Raw genomic sequence first — 25,392 nt, 5'->3', positions numbered from 1 at the left:
GTTTCAAAGGATTAAAAAATGGATTGTCTCGTCGGATATACAGGGTTTGTCGGCGGGAACCTGGTTCGTCAGCACAAATTCTCGGGCCTTTTCAACTCGTCCAACATTGACCAGGTGGCTGAACATGACTGTGACATGCTTGTGGTTTCGGCCGTCCCCGCTACAATGTGGCTGGCCAATCAGAACCCCGATGCGGACCGGGCCAATATTCTGGGATTGTTCGAAAGGCTGCGTCATGTACGGGCAGATCATGTCGCCCTGATCTCGACAATCGCAGTCTACCGCGACCCATCCGGCGGCGTGACCGAAGACAGCGACGATTTTGAAACCGAACTTGCTTATGGACGCCATCGCCGGGAGTTCGAGACCCTGATTGCGGATTGCTTTCCACGCCATTCCATACTGCGCTTGCCGGCTTTGTTCGGGCACGATCTGAAAAAGAACTTCCTGTTCGATTGCATGAACCCGGTGCCGTCTTTCTTGAAGCCTGAAAAATATGACGCCTTGTACACGGCAACAGAGGCTGCCGAACGGCACATTGTCGAACAGGGCTTCAGCTGGGATGAGACCGCCCGGATGTGGCGCTGCAACCGGGCTGAAATAGCAGCTTCGGGCACCGGCGAACATCTGCGTGAAATCTGCGAAACCGCCGGGATCACGGCGCTTGCCTTCACGCACGCCGACAGCATGTTCCAGTTCTACGACCTGTCCAGACTGTGGCGCGACATCATGACAGCCCGTGAAAGCGGTTTGTCCTTCCTCAACCTTGCAACCCGTCCTCTGCGCGCCGGCGATATTTATCAAAGCCTGACGGGAGCCCCCTTCAACCACCGTGAAGCACCGCAGATCACTCAGGATATGCGCAGCCGGTTCTCACAGCTCTGGGGACGTCAGGATGGCTATCTGCTTGGACGGGATGACATTCTGTCCGGTATCCGGGAATTTACCGGGATCAACCAATGAAGCTGTCTGTTTCAAATATCGCCTGGTCCCCAGATCAGAGGCTGGACGCTTATGCGCTGCTGCGTGACCATGCGGTCAGCGGCCTTGAATTCGCACCGGGGTTGCTGTTTCCCGATCTGGCCGCGCCGCTGGATGCAACGGCGCAGGAGTGCGAACAGGTCCTCTTGCAGCTTGCGGAATTCGGGCTGCGCCCCTCTTCGATGCAGTCACTTTTGTTTGGTGCCGATAACGCCCGGCTTTTTGGCTCGCCTCTGGAACAGGAAACCTTGCAGGACACCATGAAGGGCGCGATCAGGCTTGCAGCCCGTCTGGGGTGCGAAAACCTTGTATTCGGGTCCCCGAAAAACAGGGTGATCCCGGATGACATGACAAAAGCGCAGGCCGAGGCAATCTGGCGCGACAGTTTCTTCAGGATGGGGGATGCCGCGGCAGCGGCAGGTGTTGTCATCGCGCTGGAACCCAACCCGGAGCAATACGGCACGAATTTCATGACCCGCATCTCGGATACGCTGGATGTTGTCAAATCACTTGATCACCCGGCAATTCGCATGAACCTGGATCTGGGGGCCGCCATCATGACGCATGAGATCGAAACATTCGAGACCTGGCTTCCTGCCGCTCTGAGTGTTTCAAACCACGTTCATCTCAGCACCCCAGAGCTGGCTCCTCTGTCAACGCAGGTGCCGGTTGTCAGACATGCAGCGGGCGCGTTGGACGCGACGGGCTGGCGCAAGTGGATTTCGGTTGAAATGCGTGGCGGGATTCCCGCGCTTTCGGAATCTCTGACCTCGTGTTTCGGGCCGCGATGAGAGGGGGCCACATGTCCATGGATGAACCAGACCGACAGGTTCCCGCATATCAATGCACCGTTTTCAAACCCCGTGTGTTTTCCACGGCTCTGGTGATCCCGGTCATCAACGAAGGCACACGACTGCTGGGTCAATTGGACGCCATCGCCGACCTGCAACCGCCGGTGGACATCATCATTGCCGATGGCGGATCCGACGACGGGTCTACGGATGCGCAGCAACTGGAATACAGAAGGGTCCGGGCCTGCCTGACCAAGACCGGCCCCGGCAGGCTGAGCGCGCAATTGCGAATGGCCTATGCCTGGGCGCTTGAACAAGGGTATGACGCGATCATTACCATGGACGGCAATGGCAAGGATGGCGTCGAAGGAATCCAATCCATCCTCGAAAAGCTTCAGGCCGGATATGGCTATGTGCAGGGGTCGCGCTATGCGCCCGGAGGCAGCGCGATCAACACCCCCCTGTCACGGTGGATCGCAGGTCGCCTGATCCACGCGCCTTTGATCAGCCTTGCGGCGCGGCACTGGTTCACCGACACCACCAACGGGTTCCGCGGTTATTCCCGCGCCTTTCTGACAGACCCGGGTGTGCGCCCGTTTCGGGACGTCTTCATGAACTACAATCTGCTGTTTTACCTGTCCGTACGGGCCTCGCAGCTCGGGTATGACGTCACCGAAGTCGGAGTGACCCGGGCCTATCCAGACAGTGGAAAAATACCAACTAAAATCAATGGGTTTCGTGGAAAATTCGACCTGTTCGGCGAATTGATCGGGGCCGTGACAGGACGCTATCACCCCAAGGTTTAGACATTCAAACCGGCATTGCGAAATTCAACGACACCACCGATTTCCGGTACAAGGCGAAGGCAAGGAAAAGATGAACACCCACCAGTACTGGCCCGGCATAATTCTTGCGACCCTCTCATTTCTTCTGCTGCTGCCACTGATGCTATGGCTGCCCGAACAGTTCGGGCACGCACCCGGCGTGATCAGCGCGGCACAGGCTGAAGGGTACAACAATCGGATTGCACATCTCACGAGCCTGCTGTGGATTCTGTTTACCCTGACGGGTGTCTGGGTGTTGTCCCGCAACACAGACCAGTCCCCCATCGCCCCTCCGCGATCTGTAAACAAGCCGGGTTTGGCCCTGTCCTGCCTGCTTCCAATGATCACAATTCTTGCCGTTGTGTTCCTGTACTTCCCCCCTGCGCTGGCACCCAAAGGATCGTATTTCGAAGAGTCCATCCATTTGACAGCCATACACAGGATGCTGGGCGGAGATGTTCCATATCTGGATTTCGAGTTCCTCTACGGGCCTTTGATGCTTTATCCGGCCTACTGGTGGACCCAGCTGACATCCTTCTCACTGACGTCCTTCTACACCTATGTGATGATGCTCGAACTGCTGGTGATGCTGGCTCTGCTCATTCCCATTCAGACGTATATTTCATCATTCTGGGCTCGGGTTGGCGCGTTCCTGCTGCTGTCCAGCCTGTATTTCAATACGATGCTCGGACCAAACCAGAATGGTCTGCGCAAACTTATGGGCGTTCTGATCCTGATCAGCGTCGCCCAACGCCCTTTGCATTTCGGGCTAAGCGTGCTCCACGGTGTGGCGGTCGGGCTTCTGCTCAGCTATTCGCAGGAATTCGGAGCCGCGACGGCAATTGGCATTCTGGCGATCTATGCGTCGCTGTTCATCAAATTGCGGGACAAGCGCGCCATCCTCGCGTTGCTGCTTACAGGGGCTGTATCCTGTATCGTCTGGCTGGGATGCCTGTGGCTGCTGCTGGGACCGGCCATGATGGATTACTTTTCCGTCATCCGTTACCTGACGGCCCAGTTTGATTCCGGCGAGGCCGCATTTCGCTTCTACTGGACAGCTTCAAGCCTTGCCGTATTTGCCCTGATACTTATTGCAATCTGGCTTGTCGGAACCGCCCTGAGCCGCAAGTGGACCGAAATGCCAGGCCCCGGCGATCTATTGGCCATCGGCGCGTTGGCCTATGCCGCGCTTTTGCTCAAAAGCGGCCTCAGCCGGGCAGATCAATGGCACCTTGTTCCCTGCGCCCTGCCCATAGCTTTCAGCCTCATTTTACCACTGCGCACGTCTGTCATGCCGATTACTCGGCGTGTTCGCGTACTGGGCATCATGCTGACACTGATACTGGCCCTGACCTATTCCTTCGGGCAGTTCACAATCGTCCGATACGTCTTCCGCGAAGGATTGCTTGCGAATTACAAGGCCATGCTTTCGGATCAGGCCACCCAGACCGCACATCATATCGACAGCGAAAGACCAAATATTCTGAACGAACGCAGAAACCCGTCTGAGGATATCGTCGAACTTGCCACCTTCCTTGCAGAGCCGCCACAAAGGGGCGCCAGGGTTTTCGCCTATGATCGCCTGTGGTCTTTGCCCATGAAAGTGGGTGTTTCCAAGTTCGGCTACCTGACAGACAACTTCATCTACGGGGATGACCGGGGCAATTTGCTTCGTCAGGCACTTTCAGAAAATCCGGATGTGCTCGTCGTGATCGAACGCGAAGCTTATGATTGGCTGAGATCCACACCCGAAGACACATCCGCAACGCCCGAGCTGGACTGGATCAGTTCAGGGCAGTTTGGCCGATTGCGGGAAATTCTGTCATCGGCCCATGTTCCTGCTGTACCGACCGAAGTCGCGCAAATTCAAACGCGGTGGCGGCGTTTGGTCGGCAATTACCTGGCTGACAATTATACGCCGATATTCAGCAACGACAGTTACGTTGTGCTCGGGTATCGAAACGAACCGACGGATTAGCACAACCATATCCTTTGGCCTCTGTTTCGCGCGCGAAACATCATGTGCCGCGCGCGTGCAGCCAGGCTTTCAGCTCCGCAAGAAATGTCTCGGACATTCCCTCGCCGGACAGGGTGACCTGTGCACCGTTTCGACTCTGTTTCAACTGAATGCCGCCGAATGTCTCTTTCAGGGGGGCCTTTGCAGCAGGTGGGTTTTCCCCATTCGACCCCAGGCCGCTCACTGCACGGGTCAGAGCGGAAATCTCGGCTTCCCCGCTCTGAGGCGCGGCCTTCCGCAGAGCGGTGGTGATCAAGGAAGCTGCTTTTGCCTCCTCTTTCAGAACTTTCGCAATCGACAGCCCCAACCGTTCAGGAATAGCTGACGCAAAGCGCAGATGGTCATCCAGGGCGTGATAGATCGCGATGAACGAGCCGATCTTGGATCGCTTCGCCCGGCTGGCCGAGGCAAACAGCCCACGCAGGGCCGCAGTCTCATCCGGGTAAACGCCCTGCTCTGCCGCGCGCGCCACGATCCGGGCACGCTCGTAATAACTCAGCCCGACGCGGATCTCGTTTTCCTCGACCATGGCCACGTAAGCATCCGAGGCGCTCTGCGGCTGCCTGAGGAACGCACGTACGGTTTCAAAGCGGGCCTCACCCGTCTCCTGCGCCAAAGCCCGCAGCGCTGTCAGGCGCCGCCAGCCCGAGATCAACCCGTAACGCCCGCCCTCCAGTTCCACGACCTCGATCGGGGTCTGCTGCCCGCGGGTCTTCAGGCTTTCCCTCAGCGCCTCCATGTCCGCGTCATCTGCCGCCATGCGGTCACGCACCAGATAGGTTTCTTCGATGACGTCCAACGGCAGATCCTGCACCAAGCGCCCTTCGGCCCGCGCGGCACGCAATTCTCCGGACAGCTCTTCCAGCGCCGCCTGAGCCGCCGTGGCCCCGGCCACCTGCGCGACCGGCGGCGCGGCGCGGGGTGTATCTGCGGGAAACATGGGGTTCAGCCCAGGGGCAGGGCGACCGTCTTCCAGATAATCCGGCCGGGCAGGGGTCAGTCGTTTGCGTTTTGCCATTGGTTTCTCCTTTTCCTGCGCGGATCAGACTCTGTTGCGGGACGTGGCAGGCGTGTTTCGCGCGCGAAACATCGCGCTCAGAGCGACAATTCCGGTGTTCCCGCCTCTTCGGCCTGCCGGGCCCGTTCTTCGCCCCGCCAGACGCCGATCAGCAGCTTCTTGAACGAGGCATAGGTGGCATCAAAGGTTTCCCGCCCGCGCACATAGGTCTCGCGGTTGAAATCGCGGTAATCGGCCTCGTAGATACCGTTGACCTGTTCCCCCGCCTGACCGATCAGCGCCGTGTAGCCCTGCCAGTGTGGCGACAGGGTCCGGCCCAGATAGGCCTGCATCAGCCCGGCCAGCTCCGCCTGCTGGCTGCCGTCATAGCGGGTGATGATCGTGCGCACCGCATCCCACTGAAACGCCATCTCGGGCCGCCCCAGGGCGCGGGCGGCCATGTTCTCGCCATCCTCGATGGACTGGAAGGTGGAATGCAGCATGTCAAAGAAGCGCCCCGTGGAGTCGAACTCCAGGAACGAGGCCCCCATGGGCACCAGAAGGATATCCGAAGCCGCCAGCCCGTTGATCGTCAGATAGCCAAGGGCAGGGGGGGTATCGATGAAAATGATATCGTAATCGTCCAGCACCCCATCTTCGTCCAGCGTATCTGTCAGCGCATCCCACAGCTTCCAGCTGCGGCCCTGCATCCGCCAGACCGGGATCTGGAATTCCGCCCAATAGAGGTTCAGCTGCGCTCCGATCAGATCGATATTCGGCCAGTGTGTGGTTTGGATCAGATCGCGGCTGCGGGTCTTCAGCGCCTCGGACAGGGTATCGTCGATCGGATGCGGGGCCTCACCCCGGTCAAGACGCCCCTGATTGTCGCGGCGCAGATGGGTGGCGTAGTGGCGGGCGAGCAAGGGGAACACCGTCTGCCATTCATCGCTGACTTTGCCGCCAAAGATCGACGTCATCGAACCCTGGCTGTCCAGGTCGATGACCAGTACCTTGTAACCGTCCAGAGCCGCCGACATGGCCAGATGCGCGCAGGTCGAGGTTTTGCCAACACCGCCCTTGAAATTGGCCACGGACACGATCTTGGCGGGCAGACCCTCGGGGCGGTAGGGGCGGTATTCTTTTGCCTTGGATCCTTCCGAGGCGAAATGCGCCCGCAGCCGCAGAACCTCATCCAGCGTAAACCACTTGGCACCGCCTTCGGTTTCGGACTGTCCCTGGGGCAAATCCGGATTGCCTTTCAGGACCCGGCGAAAATGAGCGGGCGCGACAGGGATCAGATATTTGGTGATTTCCCAGGTCGAAAACAGGCGCAGCTTTTTCTGACCGTTTTCTTCCAGCCCCCGGTTCGCCAGGTCGCTACGCCCCCGCGCACAGGCATCCGCGATTTGCGAGAACTCATGTGTTCCAGTTGGGTCGCCCAGTTCAGCATAGGCCAGATCCGGGTCGATATTGAAATACGGGGGAAGCCCCTCGGACGTTGCTGCTCGCATTGAAATACTGCCCATGTGCTATGTTTTCATCAATATACCACAAAAGGAGGTATGTGAAAGCATTATGAGCACAAAACCGAATTTTCTAAGCAAAATTAAAGGGTAGAAAGCCTTCGAGACGCTGCTTTTGGGCGTATAGCAAAAAAATGTTCAGTTAGAATCCTGTTATCTTATTAGTTACGGCTGAATTTGAACTCTATTAAGTATAAGAAAAAAAAGAGGTTTTTGTATTTCTCGCAGATCATACTGAATCTGATCCCACGATAGGGTGACTCTGATCCCACGTTGCAGTGACTCTGAACCCACGTTCCGGCGGCTTTACGCCTCCTGTGGATAACTCTACGGTGAGCGTCAATAAAACCACGAACAAAGATTCGGGCAGGACATATGGGCAGGGCAGTATGAGCGGGTCAGGGGCGTTGTTGCCTGACCGGCACCCAACGGGCGATTTTTTTGTATGCGATATCTTCGATGCGCTGCCCAAGACAGATATGGGTTCGATGGAGCATCCTATGTTTTCGCTCTCGACCCGGCCGGACCGGCGCATCCTCAATTACGAACATAACGGGGTCGAGATCACGGTGACGCCTTCGGTGCGCGGTCTGGCGACGATCCACGACAAGGACATCCTGATCTTTTGCATCAGCCAGCTGATGGCGGCGATCAATGCGGGCCGGACGGTCAGCCGGGTGTTGCATCTGAAGGCGCATGATCTGCTGGTGGCCACCAACCGCGAAACCAGCGGTGACGGTTACAAGCGTCTGCGCGAAGCGTTCGAGCGGCTGGCCGGCACAAGGATCACCACCAACATTGTGACGGGTGAAACGGAAACCACCACGGGGTTCGGCCTGATCGAGAGCTGGGAAATCGTGCGTCACACAAGGGCGGGGCGGATGGCCAGCGTCAGCGTGAAACTGTCGGACTGGCTGTTCCGCGCGGTGCTGGCGAAATCGGTGCTGACCCTCAGCCGCGATTACTTCCGCCTGCGCAAACCGCTCGAGCGGAGGATTTATGAGCTGGCGCGCAAACATTGCGGGCGTCAGCCCGAATGGCGGATTTCGGTCGAGGTGCTGTTGAAAAAGTCCGGCTCGGCCTCACCCCGGCGGGTGTTCCGCAAGATGATCCGTGACATGATCGCAGCCGACCACCTGCCCGATTATGAGATGACCGAAGAGCCGGGCGACCTGATCCGGTTCTCGCGCCGGGGTCAGGTGGTCGAGGGGCCGGACAAGCCGATCCTGCCGCCGCAGGCGCTGGAGGAGGCCAGGGCAATGGCGCCGGGCCGCGATGTCTATGCGCTGGAAGCGGATTGGCTGGCTTATTGGGCCGCGTCAGGCCGCCCACAGATCAGAAACCCGCAGCGCGCGTTTCTGGGCTATGTGGCCAAAAGGGTCGCCGGACGGGGCTAGGCGCTTAGCTGGAATAGGCGGGGTTTTGTTTCTGCACGCGTGTCTTCACGATTTTGACGGCGCCTATAACAATGAGGGCTGCAATGATGAACAGCCAGCCGAAGAGGATGTAGCTGCCCAGAGCCATCAGGATGGATGCACCGGAAATCAAAGCAAACCCGCCGGCGCACAGGCCAACTAGAATGGCTATCCCGATAATTCCAATCATCTTCTCCAAGTCCTCCGGCTATGGTCTTGGTCTGGTCAAACCCAGGTGGGCGCCGTCATGCCATTGAGCAGATGCCCAAAATGATTCCGCGATGAAATCATGGCAAAACTTTGAACCACCAGAGGTTAAAATTTGGTTATTTTTACCGGAAGGAGCATTGCTCCACTACTCGTGCGACACAGCGTGTTTTTTTTGTGAGACATGAACATGCCTTGCTTTTCTGATGTGTAACTTATGAGGGACAGCCATTTATGGCAATGGAGGTTCCTCAAGACGTGCAAAGGTCCGCCTATCTCGATTTGATTTCAGAATGCAGCCGGTATCGCCCACGGCCATTTTGACCGGCGCCGCCAATTCTTCCGTGCTTTTCCGGTGACTTCACTCAAAGGCAAGCAAACGCCCGGGATACGCAATCAGGGTGCCGAACGGCGAGGGGCGCGAACAGGGCTTCGACCCATGCCGCCAGAAGGGCGTTTGGATCTACCCCAACAGATCCGCCGCCGGGTTTTCGGCGATATCCACGTCGTCATAGTATTTCTGTGCCTGCGCCATGGAGCGGTGCAGCGACAGCCGCATGGCGGCCTGGATCGGCGCACCGTCCAGCGCGGCCTGGGTCAGAAAGCCAGACCGCAATCCATGCGGCGAGGCGAAATCCTCGGGCAATCCGGCCAGCCTGAGACGATGTTTGACAATCTGATAGATCGCATCCGGGGTCAGACGGCGTTTCAGCACCCGGTCCGCCTTGGAGATCGGGCGAAAGAGCGGTCCGTCGGCAACCTCACCAACCTCGATCCAATGCACCAGCGCCTGGGCGGCGCGGCCTTTCAGGATCAGGCGCGGCGTCTCTCCCTTGGCCGTGGTCTTGGTTTCCAGTAGCGACAGCCAGGCGACGCCGGATGTGTCGAATTCCTTCAGCGAGACATCTTCGCGCATCAGCCCGGTGATCTCGGACCGGCGGCGCCCGCCGCTGGCCCAGCCCAGCATCAGGATCGCCCGGTCGCGGCAATCGCGCCGCGAGCCGCGGCAGGTGGCCAGCAACTGTTCCAGCACGCCACGGGTGATGGGATGGGCGGATTTCGGGGCAGGGGGGCGGGCGGCCGCACGGCGCGCCTTGGCCCGGGCCTGTTTCACCTGCGGCGCATCAAACGGGCTGGTCAGATTCTTCATCCGGTGAAAGGCCAGCCAGGAGGCAATGCGCCGGTCCAGCGTCGACGGCGCCGGGCAGGCCAGCGATTTGCGTAGCCCCTGCGCAATCAGCACCTCCGCGGTTTGACGCGCAATATCCTCATCGGGCGCATCACCCAGATCGCGCGCATGATCAAGGATGAAGGCCAGCGCCGTGGCCTCACTTTCGGGCCAGTCCAGCGCCGCCCCGAAGCGCGCCATTTTCCACGCCGTCACATAGATCAGATCGCGTTCATAAGCCCGCAGCGTATTGGCGGGGGTGCCGCGGATATAAAGATCACTCAGCGCGTCCTGATCTGCCTGCGACAGGGCAGGGGCGGCGGCGGGGAGATATGGGGCAGGGGGCTTCATGGCAACCACTCTGCGCGCATTTCGCGGCAAAATCAAATAAACTTGATAAGGGGTACTTATCAAATGTGAATGAATGATATCCGGATCAGGAAACAAGTGAACAAAACAAGGGGATAATGAGCGTAATATTGGCAGGGCTTCTAGTTTGTTGAGCCCGCTGAAGCAAAAGGATCGTGACTTTGCCCCCTTCCTTCTGCGTCACAGCGTACTCGGCCGCAGCCTTCAACCATGCCGGTGCAATTGCTGCACAGCCCGGTTCTGAAACAGTCTGAGCGGATTTGGCGGCCTCTTATCCCGCCTGTTCGACCTGCTCAGGAGTACGGTCTATCTGAGGGGTTCGCATCTCGGTTTCCGGGGTTATGTGCCGGAGCTTGCGCCAGACATCGAAATGCAGAATTCCGCGAAGAACCTGTTGGGCCAGATCGAACCCGTATTTCAACGGTCCCAGCGTCGCCACAAGATCGGCCTGAAAACCAAGCAGGTCGTCGCGGTCAGAAGCATCATATCCCAAAAGCCCCTCATAAAAGAGGCTGCCTTCCAGCGCGACTTTCTCTTCTATCAAGCTGCGGTTGAGCCAGCGCAACCCGCTGGGCACGTCTCGGCAGGACATGGTGTCATGCTTCCAGTAAGGCGCAGAGGACAGATGATCGAGCTGTGTGACAAGCCCGAAACGTCGCCGTTGATCGGGTTGCAGTACGGGCATGGACACCATGCGGGTGTTGAAGCCTCCGCCAAAGAACAGGTCCGGCGGCGCTTCTTTCAAACGTTTCAGTGTTTCGCGCAGGCTGGCTTTTGTCTCGCCCGGGAAACCGACAATCAATGTAATGGCCGTTGTCAGCCCCGCTTCGCGGCAATTGATCAGCGCCTGAACATTGTGCCCGACATCGGATTTCTTGTTCATGTTGTCCAAAACGCCCTGATCGCCGGTCTCGTATCCGATGTGCACCAGCTGGCAGCCTGCCGCTTTCATCAGCGCTGCGGTGCCCGGTTTGGCAAGATCACCCGCGCGCGCATAGCAGGTCCAGCCGACCGGGCTGCCTGCTTCGATCAACAGCTCGCACAGTTCCTTGAGGCGCTTGGGCGGGATGGTGAACAGGCTGTCCATGCAATTGATGATCTTTGCTCCTCCCTTGGCGTAGATCATCCAGTCGTCGAAAATCTTGCGGGCGGATTTGACCCGGAACATGGTGTCTTCGAACAGGAAGGGGAAATTGCAGAAAGAACACCGATAGGGGCAGCCGCGGACGGATTCATAATTGATCATCTCGAAACTGCGGCCGTGATATGCCTCGGCCAGTTTCCAGTCCGGAGTGGGCAGCCAGTCGAGGCTTTTTCCGGATGGGCTGCCGCTGTAGACCAGCGTATTGCCCAGACGTTCCACAACGCGACCGTTTTCAGGGGGTTCAATGTCGCGATAGCCGCTTTTGATCCAGCGTGCCAATACGGGAACAAGCATTTCCCCATAGCCGATGGCGACAAGATCGGCACCCGGAACATGTGTCCAGTCATCATGCAAAAGTGAAACCAGGGCACCCCCGACAACAACCTTGTTATGCGGTTGTTTCAGCATCTTAACCAGCGGTATGAGCTCGCTCATATCTCGCATCAATGTGCTTGAAACAAAGACGCATTTGCATTCACCCAGAAGTCGGTTGCGTGTTTCGGCATCAGCAAGCCCGGCGAAAGTGGTCGCTTCAAAAGCAATCCCTTCCTTGCGCAGATCGCCTGCAAGCACGACTTCGGTCAGTTCAGGCGCGCTGACATAGGATTGAGATGAAAAATACCGCTCGACTGCGGCGCGGTAAGGCGCCCGCCGGAATTTCGGCCGCCGCTTGAAAAGTGTGCGGGCCAACAGCATTTCGGCGCTGACCGCCTTCAGCGCCACATCCTGCCAGATGGCCGAGGACGTGCGCATGATGCCCAATTGTCGGCCAAGGGCATCGACGATGGTGCTGTTGCTTTCCACCATGCTGCCGCCAACCGTAGCCCCACCCGTGACGATGAGAACCTTGTCGGTTACGGCTGTTTCAGTGCTTTCAAAATTTTCTTCGCCAGCAGGCTGGCCAATTGCTTCGTACATCCACTCACCCTCCCGACGTATCTTTGTCGAGGATACCTTTGACGTACTGCGCACCTGCCATATGATGGCCATGTTTTAGTATGGCTCAGCCTTGAACAATATCAGATCAGAGGCGCGGAGTCTGTAATCTATTGTGTAAAACCCTTTCCGGTCGCAGGGGCACATGGTGCCCGCATATGCCCGGACAAGGGAGAGTAAGGGGTTTCGTCCATGACGTGTGTTTCGGGGCAGCCGGGGATACATCCGAAGGCTCTGTTGCAAACTTTTGACCGTTGACGCCCATAAGTGCGTCGAGTGAATGGAAATCGAAACATTGAAGTCGAAAGTCTTTTTTATGATCTCTTTCAAAGGCGCGCAGTATCCGAAAGATGTAATCCTCTTCGCTGTGTTCTTCTATGTCCGATACGGTGTGTCATATCGCGATCTAGAAGAGATAATGCATGAGCGAGGCGTTGCAGTGGATCACACGACGCTGAATCACTGGGTGACGCGGTATGCAGGCGCAATCGCTGAAGCGGCGCGTCGTCGAAAGGGACCGTGCGACCGCTCCTGGAGAATGGACGAGACTTACATCAAGGTGAAAGGCAACTGGGTCTATCTCTATCGAGCCGTCGACAAGCACGGCAAGACGCTTGATTTCATGCTTTCCCTGCGACGAAACAAACCCGCGGCCACCATGTTCTTCGCCCGAATGCTGGAGGTCAACGGCCTTCCGAGAAAGATTGTCATTGACAAAATGTGGAGCTAACACCGCTGGCCTCAAGGCCATCAACAAGATGCTAAAAGGTTTTGGTTGCCCGGTCCCAATTGAAATGGTCAGGCGGAAATACTTGAACAACATCGTGGAACAGGACCATCGTTTCATCAAGAGACGAACCCGCCCGATGCTCGGCTTCAAGTCTTTTGCTTCGGCATCAGCGACTCTGGCGGGTATCGAGGTTGCGCACATGATCCGTAAAGGCCAGTTCACGCCCGGACTCTGCCCGTTTCGTCAATTTTCCGAGTTGGCAATCTGAACTGAAGCGATCGCAGATCTATTTGGCTGACCTAAAACTTTGCAACGAAACCGCACCTTCGCGCGTTTTGATCCAACTGGAGCTTGGCTTGCGACAACGCTTGGGAATGTCTGATGATCAGTTTCAAGGGTATGCACTATCCACGATCTGTGATCCTGTTCGCGGTCTATTTCTACGTCCGTTTTGGGGTCTCGCACCGCGACCTTGTAGAAATCATGGCGGAGAGGGACGTGCAGTTTGATCATGCGACCCTAAGCCGGTGGGTTGTCCGTCGTCAGAGTTTTCCGGACAGCGCAAGCAGTTTCGTAACGGAGGCTCTGGTTCGGTTTTTGTCTGACTTCAGACAGAGCATCTTATGTGGACCGTATTTCTTGGGCACATCTCGCCAGCGCAACCCATTGCGATTGGTAAAGATAATCCTGCTCAAGACCCGCCTATCATCATCCCGAGGCTTGCCGTGCGACTTTGGGAAAAAGGGGTGAGCTTGGCCATCTGCTCATCAGTCAGCCAATAAAGGTCGCCCAAGTCACGGCTCCAAAAACGAGCGGTGCCGGGCTGGTTTCAAAGCCCTACAGGTGGCCAAAGCGATTTTGGATCGGTTTGTACGGCCCGTGTCATGGTCCGGGTTTGGGTTCTACGTTCTGCCGGCGTAAAGGCTTGGAATAGTGTGATTTGCTTGGGGTCTGCTTGGTCTCTTGTCACTTGTATTTTGCAACTTTATAAGAACCCACGTAGTATTTCGGATGCCAAGACAGCGACAGAGTGCTTCGCAGGGATGGTTGTGTAAGGCATGCTGCACGGTGCACAAATCAAGTCCGGACAAGGGGGCAGAATGGAAGAGCTTGCACGGCAGGTCGCGGCGCTGAATGAAAAGGTAGAAGCCCTTCAAAGACAGCATGCCTTTGATATGCGCCAGATGGAAATTGCTTTTCATCAATCAGAAATGCAACTACAACTGCAGATCAGAGAAATCCTGCGGCAAACCGGGATTGTGCGCCCTGTAACTATTCCAAGTCACACATTTATCCGCGACACACTCTGGAAGCGGATCGTTTTCCGCAAAACCGGAAAGCCCAAAAAGCTGTTCAAAGTTGCCTTTTTCAAGTCCAATGGCAAGGCGCGCGGATATGCCAAAAGAATTGTTTTCAAGAAGGACGGTTCTCCTCGTCCACATTTCGTGCCCGAACTTCAGATGCAAGCAAATAAAAAATGAATGCTCTTTGTGCTGCAGATAGCGCGCTTATTTTTTCGGAGACAGAAATGTCAGACGACTCCCCGCAAAACGCTTCTGATTACAGCAGCGACGCCCCTTTGGTTTCGATCATTATTTTGAATCTCAACAAGCCAGACATGACGATCGACTGTCTGAAAAGTATTTGGAAAAACACGACAGGCATCCCGTACGAAGTTATTGTTGTTGACAATGGCAGCTCTCCAGAAAACCAAAAGCGCCTTGCGGCTTATGAAGGGCCGCACAAATTTATTCCGCTTGCGATCAATCGCTTTTTTGGTGAGGGGAACAATATCGGAGCGGAATTTGCCAAAGGCACATACCTGCTCTTTTTGAACAATGATGTCATCGTGACGCCTGATTGGCTACCGCCTCTGGTCGATGTTTTCGACACTCATCCCGATGCGGGATGCGTAGGCCCCAAGTTCATCTATCCAAGCGGTGAATTGCAAGAAGCCGGAGTGCTTCTCGATCCCGAAGGGTTCTCCGTTCAGATTGGTAAGTTCCAGTCCCCTGATCAGCCGCGCTTTAATAGAATGCGGGTTGTCGACTACGTCTCGGCGGCCACTGTTTTGATGCGCAAAGCGGATTTCTACGCCGTTCTGGGTTTCGATTTCCGTTATGAACCTGCCTATTACGAAGACTGTGACCTGTGCCTGAAGATAGGCACTTTGGGGAAAAAGACGTATTACGTCCCTAGGTCAGAGGTCATCCACCATGAAAATGCCACGACAGCTGACAAGAGCCTTAAAGACAAGCTTAAAAATATCGTTGAGGTCAACCAGGCCAAGTTCATTGATCGCTGGCACAACTTTCTGACGACCGGCGTGCATGACGGCAAATCCTATATTGCTCCACTGCTGCCGGCCCGGGTTGCTTCGGCGCGTAAGACAGCGGGAATCTATACGCCCTATAATATTATCCCCGGAGGGGGAGAACGCTACCTGTTCAGCATTATGAAAGTGCTGGCCGCGCAGGGCTATGGTCTGACGCTCATTGTGCCAGAGCTTTACTCCCGGCTTCGTATATCGCTGGTTCTTGATCAACTCGACCTTGATCTGGATGGGATCGACATCATCACGCATACCCAGGCAGAGGCGGGTGCGCAATTTGATCTGTTCTATTGTCTGGGAAATTCGCTTGTTCCGACATCGCGCGCTATGGGGCACATCAATCTGTTTTGCTGTCAATTTCCCTTCAAAACCAACGAAGATCATACCCGGCAGCATTTATCCTTGCTCAAGGACTACGATGCGGTGATCTGTTATTCGGGATTTGTCGAGCAAGAGATCCGCAAACAGTTGCGCCATTTCGAGGCACCCGAGCCTGCCATTCATGTGGTGGCCCCACCGGTCGGGATCGTTGCCGAGGTCGATCCTCAGATGGCAAAATCCGGCATTCTCGGAATTGGCCGTTTCTTTATCGGAGATCATTGCAAACGTCAGGATGAGATGGTCAAGGCCATGAAGGCTCTGTCCGAGCTGGGAGCAGATACAAGCCTTGATCTTGTTGGCTCTTTGCATCCCGAACCGATCCATCGCGACTATCTGGCCAATTGCCGACAGATGGCTCGGGATCTGCCGGTTTCATTCCATATCGACGCCCCTGTTTCTGTCCTGTCGGGGCTTTTGCAGCGCGCGTCGATCTATTGGCATGGGGCGGGTCTTGGTGTTGATGTCAAAAAGTGGCCTGAGCATTGTGAGCATTTCGGCATCAGTGTCGTAGAGGCGATGTCAGCAAGGGTCATCCCGGTCGTGGTCAACAATGGAGGGCCGTCCACGATTGTCGAGGACGGCATATCGGGGTTCCATTATGGCTCCCGGGAAGAGCTTGTGCAGATCACGCGCGCGCTTCTGTCCTATTCGGAGGATAAGTTGACCGAATTGCGTGACAATGCGCAGGCCCGAGCCCAGCTTTATTCTTTTGCGGCTTTTGAAGCACGTTTTGCCGATGTTTTGGTGTCAATGGAAAAGAAAGCATCCCAGCGCTTTGAAACCTCATCCGCACATGCTTCTGTCAGCACGCGCTAGTTACTATCAGGTGCCATATGAAAACGGACTTCTCTCCAGACCACCAAATCTCCTTTGCTTGCAATATCTGTGGTCGGTCTAATACCCAGGCTGCAGGCACCTTTCACCGAGAGGCCCCAAATTGTTCCGGCTGCGGATCCACGCCGCGTTTTCGCGGGATTATTCACGCTCTCAGCCTCGGCCTGATGAAGCAGTCGCTTCCGCTCAAACAGTTTACGTCCGACCCTCATGTGAAAGGGATCGGAATGAGCGAGTGGGAGGGATATGCGCGGGTCCTTTCGGAGAAATTCGACTTCACCAATACGTTCTTTCACCAAGAGCCATTCCTTGATGTGGTCTCACAGACGCATTGGCAAAACTATCAAGGTAGTGATTTCCTGATCTGCACCGAAGTCTTTGAACATGTGCTGCAGCCTTTGGAGCCTGGGTTCACGAACATGCGCAAGATGCTCAAAACGGGCGGCCATCTTGTCTTTTCGACCCCGTTTGGTGATGCGCCAAAGACAATCGAGCACTTCCCGGGCATGGTTGATTTTGCAACATGCCAGATGGGGGAAGACTGGCTGGTTGTCTCAAAAAAGAGCGATGGCAGTTATCAGGTTTATGATGAACATGTTGTTTTCCACGGTGGCCCAGGCACGGTGCTCGAAATGCGGATTTTCGGGCGCGACGAGTTGGTCAAGCAGTTGGAAGAGGCTGGTTTTGAGGTCACCGTGCTGGATGAAGCTGTGCCGGAGATTGGGTACTACTGGCCCAGTATCGTAGATCGACCGGAATTCGGACATATCGGCGAACACTACATTTTGCTCTGCAAAGCTATTTGATTGATAGAATGCGGCGTCACATGAAGGCGGTGATATGACTTTTGTTTCCTATGCTCAGAATTTTGAAGACCTCATTCTTTGGCGCGCCCTCAAGGATGTCGAAAAGGGGTTCTATATTGATCTTGGTGCCGCCTGGCCGAGCTTTCATAGTGTCACATTGGCATTTTATGAACGCGGCTGGAGCGGAATTAATGTGGAGCCCAATCCAAGGCTTTTGAAGGAGCTCAACAAAGAGCGGATTCGTGACACGAACCTTGGCGTTGTGATTGGTGACAGCAAGGGAGAGGCGAGCCTCAACATCTTGAGCAATGCCGGTTTGTCTACGGCATCTGACGAGATTGCTGCCAATCATGTCGAGGCGGGGTTTGAAAAACAAACTGTTGTGGCACCGATGACGACTCTGACCGATCTATGTGACGCCCATATGGGTGATGTGTCCGACATCCATTTCCTGAAAATCGATGTGGAGGGCCATGAGGCCCAGGCCCTTCGTGGCAATGACTGGGGCCGCTTCCGGCCTTGGATCATCTTGATCGAAGCGATGGAGCCAATGTCCCAGGTGACCAATCATCACCTTTGGGAACATCAGTTGACCGAGGCGGATTATCGCTATGTCTATTGCGATGGTTTGAACCGCTATTATTTGGCGGCAGAACATTATGATCGTCTTGTCCCGGCCTTTGCCTATCCGCCGAATTTATTTGACGATTACATGAGTGTGACGCAGCAAACGGCGATGGTCGAGGCAGAGCAGCGCCGCAATCAAATTGCCGAATTGCAGCAACAGATCACCGCCGCAGCTATCCGCGAACGCCAGATGGAAGCGCAGAATGCAGAACTGATGAATGAGCTTTCGGCGCTACGCAAACAGTTGGAGGCCGATGCCGCCTATCAGGCCTCTCGTGGGATGATGGAGGTTGTCTTTTTCAAAGTCAGTGGAGAGCCGAAAAAATTTGTGGCCAACCTGCTTTTTCACTCTTCAGGGCGCATTCGCTCTATCGCCCGCAGAATTGTTCTGGAGCGCAGTGGTCAACCTCGCGCATCTTTCAGAAAGTGGATGCACTCGGCAGCCTATCAAGCGCTCTCTAACGCTTATAGACTGCCGAGATAAAGATCAGATTGGGCGGGCAAGCCATGCTGGCCCCATAAGGCCTGTGGTGTCGGGGACCATTTCACCCTGCAGTTCCGTACGTTTGAGGAGATCCAGAAAGAAGTCTTCACGAAAGCCCAGTTCCAGCCATTTGTTGCATGTGATTGCCCAGACAGCCTCCCCGTCATAGCGCAGCCCCCAAGGGAAAGAAAAACCGTTGGAAATCGGCTCTGCAAAAAAGGCGATAACACCGTTTTCTGTCAACACATTCTCACGGATATGGGTAAGCAGGTCCTGAAATTCGAGGCAGTGGTGAAAACTCGATGAAAACAGCGCCACATCATAGCGTTGTCCGGGGTTGCTCGCCGCTTCGAGGAAATCGGCATGATAAGTGCGCAGGGGCGCGGACAGCGCTTTTGCTTCATTGGCAATGCGTTTCAAAAAAGCTTGGTCGATATCAACTGCACAGACATCCATGCCGGCCCGCGCCATTGGAATGGCCGTATTGCCCCAACCAGCCCCAAATTCTATGATGCTTTTGGCATGAGGAGCGTGCTGTGCGATAACGCGAAACCCTTGGACCGCCTTGCCGATCTCATGCGCCACGACGCCCAGATTGTCTGATGTCCATGGAAAGCCACGGGCAAAAGCCTCATCCGAAAGATGTGAAGACGTCAATTCATTCTGAACATCATAGGGCGTGTCGACGAGTTTTTGATAAAGCTCCGTGACCTCTTGGCGATATGCATCCGAGAAGGGATCATCCGTCTGCATGGTGTAGGCAAAGCTGAATTTCTTCCACAGTGCACTGAGTTCATCAAAATTCTTGGCTGTTTCCAGTTGCTCTTTATAGGCTTGAGCCCGTGTAATGAACTCTGGTGCCTTCGCAGCCTTGGGGGGCAAGGGTTTTGACATGGCCAGTGACTGCGGGGCCGCCCCTGGAGTGTTCTTTTTGGTTTTGAACCAACGCACGGAAGGTATCCTTGTCTCTTTTTAAATGAATAAAGCGGCTTTAGAGCTTTTTGGTTTTGGGGTCACTGCATAAAAGTGGCTATATTGCCTGGCTTGCGCGAACTTTACGGGAACATCCGCGTTTTCAGTCGGATTTCTGGTCTCTGAGAACGTTGTGGCGGCTGGTTTTGCTGATTTTCAGGCGCGCTGCGGCCTCTCGGACGGTCAATCCGCCACTTAAATGAGCTCTGGCCTGCTCCAGCTTTTTTGGGTGTTACGACAGGCTTGCGTTCGCCTTTTCGGGACGTGGGGCTGAGCGGAACGGCATCCCGTCATAAGAGGCTGATAACGGCCTCAAAACTGCCATGCGAAAGTGGGGGTCCCAAAAATCTGTCGTTCCGCATGGTGGGGCAGCATGATTGAAATCATGGGAAAAATCCGTTGCAAAACTCATGCGCGAAACGATCAGTGTTTTGTGTTATGTTTCGCACGGTGCTTTTTTGAGCCGTTCATGCGTTCATTATGCCGCTAAAAGATCGACCGTGCATCTCAATATGCTGATTATAAATGGTTTTTCAAAACTGATGTTGAGGGGTATTTGTGCGGAAATTCTTTATGAGGGCATTTCGTTCCGCTCAGCCCTACGTCCCGTCCCTTACAAGGCTCGGCCCAAAGCGCCCATGGGCAGATCTGTTGAACATGCAGCCAAGACCGGCTGCAAGACTATTGCCATCATGACCAAGAAATCTGTTGCGATTTGTTTCTTCGGCCTGCCCAGAGCGCTAGAGCATCCCGCGCCGAGCATCGCAGAGCATCTGATCGCTCCTCTCAAGGCCAAGTCCGAAGCAGTCTGCCTTGCGCATTTGTATCGCAGCAGCATAGATCCGGCGCAAAACTCAAGCGCCTTGCTGCCGCTTGAAAACTGCTTAACCGACACGCCCGAAGATGTGTTTGCGCGCTGGCCGATGGGCGATATCCTGTCATGCGGAGACTACTGGTATAATAACGGGGCGAGTTTGCGCAATCTTGTCCTGCAACTGCATTCCTTGCACGAAGTGACCGAACTTGCCGTGCGCTCAGGGGCAGAGCATTGCTTCTTTGTGCGTCCGGATTTGCTGTGCCATGACAGCCTCACAGCGCAGTGAGCAGCTGGTGACCTATGCCTTGTGGGTTCAGGGACTGTCCTGGTTACCGCTGAAAATGCGCGCCACAAGGGTCAGGTCGAATGGTCATCATGTTGATGAGGATTTCTCTGTCTGCACCATGCGCAGAATGCGGCAAAAACTGAGGCTGCGCAGCCAATGGCTGTGGCGGGGTATTTGGCCCGGCCGTGACCGCGCGTCGCCTTAAGGTCAGAACCGGCGGCTTTGAATTTCTGAAATGGATTCAGCCCTTCCGGTACGACCATGTCGCAGGATCGCAAAACATAGATCCGCGCCGAAACCAATCCCAGCCAGATCTGCAGAGGTGGCCATTCGCCCCTCAAAGCGATAAGAGCATCTCCGCGCCTGATTGCGACCGCGCGGTGCGCTGGGACGATCCGAACCTGGGAATCGACTGGCCGCTAACGGGTGCACCGGTCCTGAGCGATAAGGACGCTGCCGCCCCGCTGATGGCTGATTTGGATAATCCACTTACCTGGAACGGATAGCACTCACATTCGCCCAACTGGCCGCGCGGAACACTTATTTTCAAAGGAACTTGCTGCATCGCACCTTGACGAGACTTCCGCTGCGTTGGGTTTGCCGGGGGTCTCTATTGACACTCCAAAGCAACTCGGCAAACACAACAGGTAAGCAAATTTCGGGAGTATTCGCATGAAATATCCGCCATCGGTGGCATCTTTTGAGGAGCGCGTTGCCATGGCTTTGCAATGCTCTGATGCAAATGCCATTCCAAAAGTCAGCGATGCTGGTGCCATCTATGAGGATGAAAACGGCAGCAGCATCCAGATCATGCATAATGGGCTGCGTGTGCTATGCGGTGGCTATTACGGAGCGTGGATGAGCAATCTCATCCGCGCGGCGAAAGGACACCACGAACCTCAAGAAGAACGAGTCTTCCACGAGGTTGTCAAAAGACTGCCCGCCTCGGCTCGAATGATAGAGTTGGGCGGATTTTGGGCCTATTACAGCCTGTGGTTCCTCAACCAAAGTCCCGATCGCAAAGCGGTGGTTCTTGAGCCGGAACCGGCACATCTGGCCGTTGGTCAGGCCAATGCCGCTCTCAATGGGCTGACACCCAAATTCCTTTCCGGCTTTGCAGGGCCTCAATTCGCCGAAGACATGCCCTTTTTCGGTGAGGCGAGCGGTGAGATGCGCAGCACCTGCTATTCGGTTGCCCATCTGATGTCCGCAGAAAAATGGGACTATCTCGATCTCTTGCATTGCGACATTCAAGGCCATGAGGTTGCCGTTCTGGAAAGCTGCAAGCTGTTGTTTTCAGAAGGTAAAATCGGATGGGTCTGTGTCTCCACTCATGCCCATCAGATCAGCGGTGACCCCCTGACGCACCAGAAATGCATCGATATCCTGCAAAAATCCGGGGCCCGCATTGTCGCGGAACATGACGTACATGAATCCTTCAGCGGAGACGGGCTGATCGTGGCCTGTTTCGGCAATTTGCCCGATGATTGGGAAACCATAGAGCTCAGCCATAATCGCCATGGCACATCGCTGTTCCGATCTTTGGCCTATGATCTGGATGAGACACAAAAAACGCTGGCGGCACAAAACCGCAATATAAATGCCATGGGCGACTTGCCAGACAGCATGCATGACACTTTGGACCGAACCGGGCTTCTTTTTACCCTGAAAAAAGACGGCCCGTTGGGGGCTGCGGGACAGGGGCTGCTTGTCCCGGATGACAAGACAATGAGCCCGGCCATCATTGCAGATGCGCGTTGGGAATATGAAAACCTCGCTGCCTTTGCTGGGCACCTCAAAGAGGGCCGACGCTATACGCTGCTCGATATTGGCGCTAATATCGGTATGTTCAGCCGGCAAATTCAGGTCCTGTCCGATCAGATTGAGCATGCGCTTTGCGTGGAACCAGACCATCACAACTTTGCGGCTCTAAAATTCAATCTTGCCCCGTTCTCCGATCGCGTAATGTTTTTCAACGCAGCCCTTGGCCGCGAAGATGGCATAGTGGAATTCTATCGCGACATGCAAAACATCGGGAATTACTCTTTGAATGAGGATGCCATGCGCGCGCGCAGCTTTGAAAAAGTGCGCGTCAGCCAGCATGATACTCAGAAATGGATGGCCGAACATGTAAGTCATAAACAAGCCTTGGCCTGGAAATCGGACACGCAGGGTTTTGACGAAGTTATCATAACACGGACACCCATGGAGATCTGGGAACGGATCGATGTCGCCTTGATCGAGATCTGGCGCATCGAAAAACCAGATTTCGACATGGATGCGCTCCGGGCACGATTTGAAAGTTTTCCCAACCGCCAACTGGGGGATGAAAAAGATATCTCAGTCGATGAAATCATCGAATATCTATCTGGGTCAGATTGGCAATTCAAAGATCTCCTGATGTGGCGCTAGGCTCAGGACTCATAGCCGGTATATGACGAGGGCAGCCAACGAGAGCACGTGCGCCAATTAATCACTGACCTGTCCGGCAGTCACAAAGAGGTTCAGAGGTCGCCCTTGGCTGTCGCAGACGGCGTGCAGCTTTGTGTTTATACCGCCCTGGTGCGACCAATCAGACGGCCACGTCCCCCTTTTCCACCGCAAGGCTGGACGCCGTGCGATGGGCTTTGAGAAATGTTGCGTCGATCATGACCGCCTTCTCCTCACCATGATCAGCGGCCAAACCAATCAGCATCTCGGCAAGGATGCCCTGTTCGTGGCTTCTCTCGGACCGGTGGCGTTCAGCCACTCACCTCCACCGCTTCCAACGGTTGTACAGCGTCCTGTGCGGGCCGTAGGCCGAAGGGGCATCGCACCACCGTAAACCATTGCAATCGATGAAGGTAATCCCGCTTAATACACACCGATCATCAACGCGTGGCTTGCCGTGAAACTTCGGAAAGAAGGGCTCAAGACGCGCCATCTGCGCGTCCGTCAGTCAAAAAAGGTCAGACATGTCCACCGCTCGTTTTCGGTGCGATGAATCATGCGGCACGGCAGAAATCAATGGGTCCTGCGCCTAAATCCCGCACTCTCGACGGAACCCTCTGTGCCAAGTTCGAGCAGTGGTACCCCCGGCTTGAAAGCTCAGGAAAATAGGCCTATGGCAGCATGAAGATCGCGGGCGACATCGGCCCAGTCGCGCAGATTAGCAGCGGTGATTTTGGCCTCGAGCGCGGCACGATGATCGTCATCCATCAGACGCTTGACAGCTTCTGCAATGCTGGAAACCTCGGTCGCATCGCAATATTCCACCAGATCCTCTCCGACCTCGGGCAGCGAGGAATTGTTCGCGACCACAGCTGTCTTGCCATAAGCCAGCGCTTCGCCCACCGGCAATCCCCACCCTTCATACAGGCTGGCCATGATGGAGAACTGGCAATGGCTGTAAAGCATGTCGAGCTCTTCGTCAGAGGGCCCGTCAATAACCCGGACGTAGCCGTAGACATTACCGGTTGCTTCCAACAGGTCTTCAAAGTCCTGCCGCAACCAGCCCCGACGTCCGGCAAAGACAAGCTTGGGCAGATTCACATATCCTTGGTCCAACAGGGCCTTCCAGGCCATGGCAATGCGCCAGGCATTCTTGCGCGCCTCTATGGTTCCGACACACAAAACAAAAGGGTTGGCAACAACATGGCGCAAGCTGTCATCCAACGTGATCAATTCTCGTAATCCCGGATAGGCTGCGGTGGCAATATTTGTCGATAGAGGTCCAATCACCTGCTTCTGCAGGCCCATATCGGCCCCCGACGGCAAGGCGGCCTGTGCCAATGGCACTACAGTGGCAGGGGTATCGACACCATGTGCGGAAAAGAAATCTTTCAGATCCCTGAGGGTTGCCTGTGAAATTGCCAGATAATGATCCGTGTATTCCTGAGATCGCAAGAGCCACTGGTAGAAATTGGCCGGACCCATTCCATCACACGTGTGCGGGGCGACAATGGGGATCAGATCATACACCATGGAGTGAACCACAAGCTCTGCCTTGTGGGCTTGCAGAAAAATATCAATCTGTTCCGAGAACCATGCGCTGTCGAGCAGCACCAAATGATCACCTGCGCGCGCGCGCGATGAGAACTCCACCGGGCTAAGGGTCTGCTGTTTTACCTGCTTGCGGCCCTTTCGCGCGTCGCGCCACATCTTGGCGGACATATTGTATTTATGGAAACGCCGATCATGCCCCAAACGAGCCGCCACATCCAACCAAGCCCGCTGAAGATAATACTTCACTGGTTTCGTGCGATATTTTTTCAAAGGGGGCAGGTTGTCACGCCGAGCCACGGACGGGCGAAAGATCCGGCGCATGCTTTCAGGCGAGGCGAATGCTTCAGCTCCGATCTGTGAGAATGGCAAACACAGATAGTGTCCGGATTTTCTGTCTCTCCAGGACAGGTACAGCCGGTCGGCATCCACAAGCCTGGACATTTCAACGATCATGGTCACAACGACCCGCTGGATTCCGGAATACCGGTCGATCTTGCTCACATAGCCGATCAAACTTGATATATCGAAAAAGAACGTGCGCCTATCTTGCCCAGCCGGTATGTCGGACATATCGAGATCTCCCAGTGGCAATCCGCCTGTCCCTCAATGATCAGGTAGTGCTGATTTCAATTCACTGCTCTGGATAGGGTTTCCGGGACAGCGGCCAAAGGCGGGTGCCGGAACCGCCGCAGAGAAGAACAGGAGTGATGGACACGATCAAACAACCTTTGCCAGTAAATAGAGGTTTCTACTCTCAACTTAACACC

20 protein-coding genes and 4 pseudogenes are annotated in these 25,392 nt (G+C 55.4%); 14 read left to right on the top strand and 10 right to left on the bottom strand.

Features of this window, described 5'->3' with window-relative positions:
• The first annotated feature begins 18 nt into the window (after nt 1-18).
• The 4 genes from GS614_RS19865 to GS614_RS19850 all read left to right on the top strand — a co-directional run bounded on the left by GS614_RS19865 (nt 19) and on the right by GS614_RS19850 (nt 4,574).
• Nucleotides 19-963, top strand: a complete 945-nt coding sequence (locus GS614_RS19865) for an NAD(P)-dependent oxidoreductase (RefSeq protein ID WP_171727145.1) — start codon at nt 19-21, stop codon at nt 961-963.
• Nucleotides 960-1,772, top strand: a complete 813-nt coding sequence (locus tag GS614_RS19860; RefSeq protein WP_171727144.1) for a sugar phosphate isomerase/epimerase — start codon at nt 960-962, stop codon at nt 1,770-1,772. The genes GS614_RS19865 and GS614_RS19860 overlap by 4 nt, the downstream gene beginning before the upstream one ends.
• A 17-nt stretch (nt 1,773-1,789) precedes the next feature.
• On the top strand, nt 1,790-2,578 hold the full coding sequence (locus GS614_RS19855) for a glycosyltransferase family 2 protein (protein ID WP_253285467.1): 789 nt from the start codon (nt 1,790-1,792) through the stop codon (nt 2,576-2,578).
• A gap of 70 nt (nt 2,579-2,648) precedes the next feature.
• Complete coding sequence (locus GS614_RS19850; RefSeq protein WP_171727142.1) at nt 2,649-4,574, top strand: hypothetical protein; 1,926 nt, start codon at nt 2,649-2,651, stop codon at nt 4,572-4,574.
• Between the two features lie 40 nt (nt 4,575-4,614).
• Here the strand turns inward: GS614_RS19850 and GS614_RS19845 are convergent, their stop codons facing one another.
• Together GS614_RS19845 and GS614_RS19840 are read right to left on the bottom strand one after the other, a co-directional pair.
• On the bottom strand, nt 4,615-5,631 hold the full coding sequence (locus GS614_RS19845) for a ParB N-terminal domain-containing protein (protein WP_171727141.1): 1,017 nt from the start codon (nt 5,629-5,631) through the stop codon (nt 4,615-4,617).
• A 77-nt stretch (nt 5,632-5,708) separates the two neighbouring features.
• Complete coding sequence (locus GS614_RS19840; protein WP_171120533.1) at nt 5,709-7,136, bottom strand: AAA family ATPase; 1,428 nt, start codon at nt 7,134-7,136, stop codon at nt 5,709-5,711.
• 386 nt (nt 7,137-7,522) lie between these two features.
• On the opposite strand from GS614_RS19840, the gene GS614_RS19835 reads away from it, so the two are divergent.
• The gene (locus GS614_RS19835; protein ID WP_171727140.1) at nt 7,523-8,530 is read left to right on the top strand and encodes a replication initiator protein A; all 1,008 of its coding nucleotides are present in this window, start codon (nt 7,523-7,525) and stop codon (nt 8,528-8,530) included.
• A gap of 4 nt (nt 8,531-8,534) precedes the next feature.
• On the opposite strand, the gene GS614_RS19830 is transcribed toward GS614_RS19835, so the two are convergent.
• From GS614_RS19830 to GS614_RS19820, 3 genes are all read right to left on the bottom strand, one after another.
• Nucleotides 8,535-8,738 (bottom strand): hypothetical protein, encoded by a 204-nt coding sequence (locus GS614_RS19830; protein ID WP_171120538.1) that lies wholly within the window; start codon nt 8,736-8,738, stop codon nt 8,535-8,537.
• 480 nt (nt 8,739-9,218) lie between these two features.
• Entirely contained in the window at nt 9,219-10,274 is a 1,056-nt protein-coding gene (locus GS614_RS19825; RefSeq protein WP_171727139.1) for a tyrosine-type recombinase/integrase, read from the bottom strand.
• A 289-nt stretch (nt 10,275-10,563) separates the two neighbouring features.
• Nucleotides 10,564-12,354 (bottom strand): radical SAM protein, encoded by a 1,791-nt coding sequence (locus GS614_RS19820; RefSeq protein ID WP_171233795.1) that lies wholly within the window; start codon nt 12,352-12,354, stop codon nt 10,564-10,566.
• 334 nt (nt 12,355-12,688) lie between these two features.
• On the opposite strand from GS614_RS19820, the gene GS614_RS19815 reads away from it, so the two are divergent.
• Nucleotides 12,689-13,370 (top strand): IS6 family transposase gene (locus GS614_RS19815; RefSeq protein ID WP_253285474.1). Its coding sequence is split into 2 segments (ribosomal slippage): nt 12,689-13,087 and nt 13,089-13,370, totalling 681 coding nucleotides; the frame shifts between segments, so codons are not numbered across the junction.
• Nucleotides 13,371-13,483: 113 nt separating this feature from the next.
• A pseudogene (locus tag GS614_RS22280) lies at nt 13,484-13,642 on the top strand (IS6 family transposase); the annotation flags it as partial.
• A gap of 74 nt (nt 13,643-13,716) precedes the next feature.
• Here the strand turns inward: GS614_RS22280 and GS614_RS19810 are convergent.
• A pseudogene (locus tag GS614_RS19810) lies at nt 13,717-13,895 on the bottom strand (transposase); the annotation flags it as partial.
• A 307-nt stretch (nt 13,896-14,202) separates the two neighbouring features.
• Here GS614_RS19810 and GS614_RS19805 point away from each other — a divergent pair.
• From GS614_RS19805 to GS614_RS19790, 4 genes are read left to right on the top strand one after another with little or no spacing between them, the layout of a single operon-like run.
• Nucleotides 14,203-14,583, top strand: a complete 381-nt coding sequence (locus GS614_RS19805) for a hypothetical protein (protein WP_171230528.1) — start codon at nt 14,203-14,205, stop codon at nt 14,581-14,583.
• Entirely contained in the window at nt 14,580-16,631 is a 2,052-nt protein-coding gene (locus GS614_RS19800; RefSeq protein ID WP_171233793.1) for a glycosyltransferase, read from the top strand. The genes GS614_RS19805 and GS614_RS19800 overlap by 4 nt, the downstream gene beginning before the upstream one ends.
• Before the next feature lie 17 nt (nt 16,632-16,648).
• Complete coding sequence (locus GS614_RS19795) at nt 16,649-17,455, top strand: methyltransferase domain-containing protein (RefSeq protein ID WP_171617550.1); 807 nt, start codon at nt 16,649-16,651, stop codon at nt 17,453-17,455.
• Nucleotides 17,456-17,489: 34 nt separating this feature from the next.
• Nucleotides 17,490-18,566, top strand: coding sequence for an FkbM family methyltransferase (locus GS614_RS19790; protein ID WP_171230531.1), 1,077 nt, complete (start codon nt 17,490-17,492; stop codon nt 18,564-18,566).
• A 3-nt stretch (nt 18,567-18,569) separates the two neighbouring features.
• Here GS614_RS19790 and GS614_RS22385 read toward each other — a convergent pair whose 3' ends face one another.
• The gene (locus GS614_RS22385) at nt 18,570-19,517 is read right to left on the bottom strand and encodes a class I SAM-dependent methyltransferase (RefSeq protein ID WP_171230532.1); all 948 of its coding nucleotides are present in this window, start codon (nt 19,515-19,517) and stop codon (nt 18,570-18,572) included.
• Between the two features lie 398 nt (nt 19,518-19,915).
• Here GS614_RS22385 and GS614_RS19780 point away from each other — a divergent pair, with 398 nt between their 5' ends.
• The 3 genes from GS614_RS19780 (at nt 19,916) to GS614_RS19770 (ending at nt 23,053) form a co-directional block, all read left to right on the top strand.
• On the top strand, nt 19,916-20,641 hold the full coding sequence (locus GS614_RS19780) for a hypothetical protein (protein WP_171233792.1): 726 nt from the start codon (nt 19,916-19,918) through the stop codon (nt 20,639-20,641).
• Nucleotides 20,642-20,826: 185 nt separating this feature from the next.
• On the top strand, nt 20,827-21,147 hold the full coding sequence (locus GS614_RS22515; protein ID WP_171233791.1) for a dTDP-4-dehydrorhamnose 3,5-epimerase family protein: 321 nt from the start codon (nt 20,827-20,829) through the stop codon (nt 21,145-21,147).
• 166 nt (nt 21,148-21,313) lie between these two features.
• On the top strand, nt 21,314-23,053 hold the full coding sequence (locus tag GS614_RS19770; protein WP_171233790.1) for an FkbM family methyltransferase: 1,740 nt from the start codon (nt 21,314-21,316) through the stop codon (nt 23,051-23,053).
• A gap of 60 nt (nt 23,054-23,113) precedes the next feature.
• Here the strand turns inward: GS614_RS19770 and GS614_RS19765 are convergent.
• The 3 genes and pseudogenes from GS614_RS19765 to GS614_RS19755 form a co-directional block, all read right to left on the bottom strand.
• Nucleotides 23,114-23,564 (bottom strand): annotated as a pseudogene (locus GS614_RS19765) (IS5 family transposase); the annotation flags it as partial.
• Nucleotides 23,565-23,728: 164 nt separating this feature from the next.
• Entirely contained in the window at nt 23,729-25,126 is a 1,398-nt protein-coding gene (locus GS614_RS22510; RefSeq protein ID WP_171727138.1) for a glycosyltransferase family 1 protein, read from the bottom strand.
• Between the two features lie 133 nt (nt 25,127-25,259).
• Nucleotides 25,260-25,343, bottom strand: a pseudogene (locus GS614_RS19755) (sugar phosphate nucleotidyltransferase); the annotation flags it as partial.
• Between the last annotated feature and the right edge of the window lie 49 nt (nt 25,344-25,392).

The organism is Ruegeria sp. HKCCD6604, from assembly GCF_013110635.1.
Classification (GTDB): Bacteria; Pseudomonadota; Alphaproteobacteria; order Rhodobacterales; family Rhodobacteraceae; genus Ruegeria.
The sequence above is the reverse complement of the archived record's forward strand: the minus strand, read 5'-3'. Positions and strand labels throughout refer to the sequence as shown.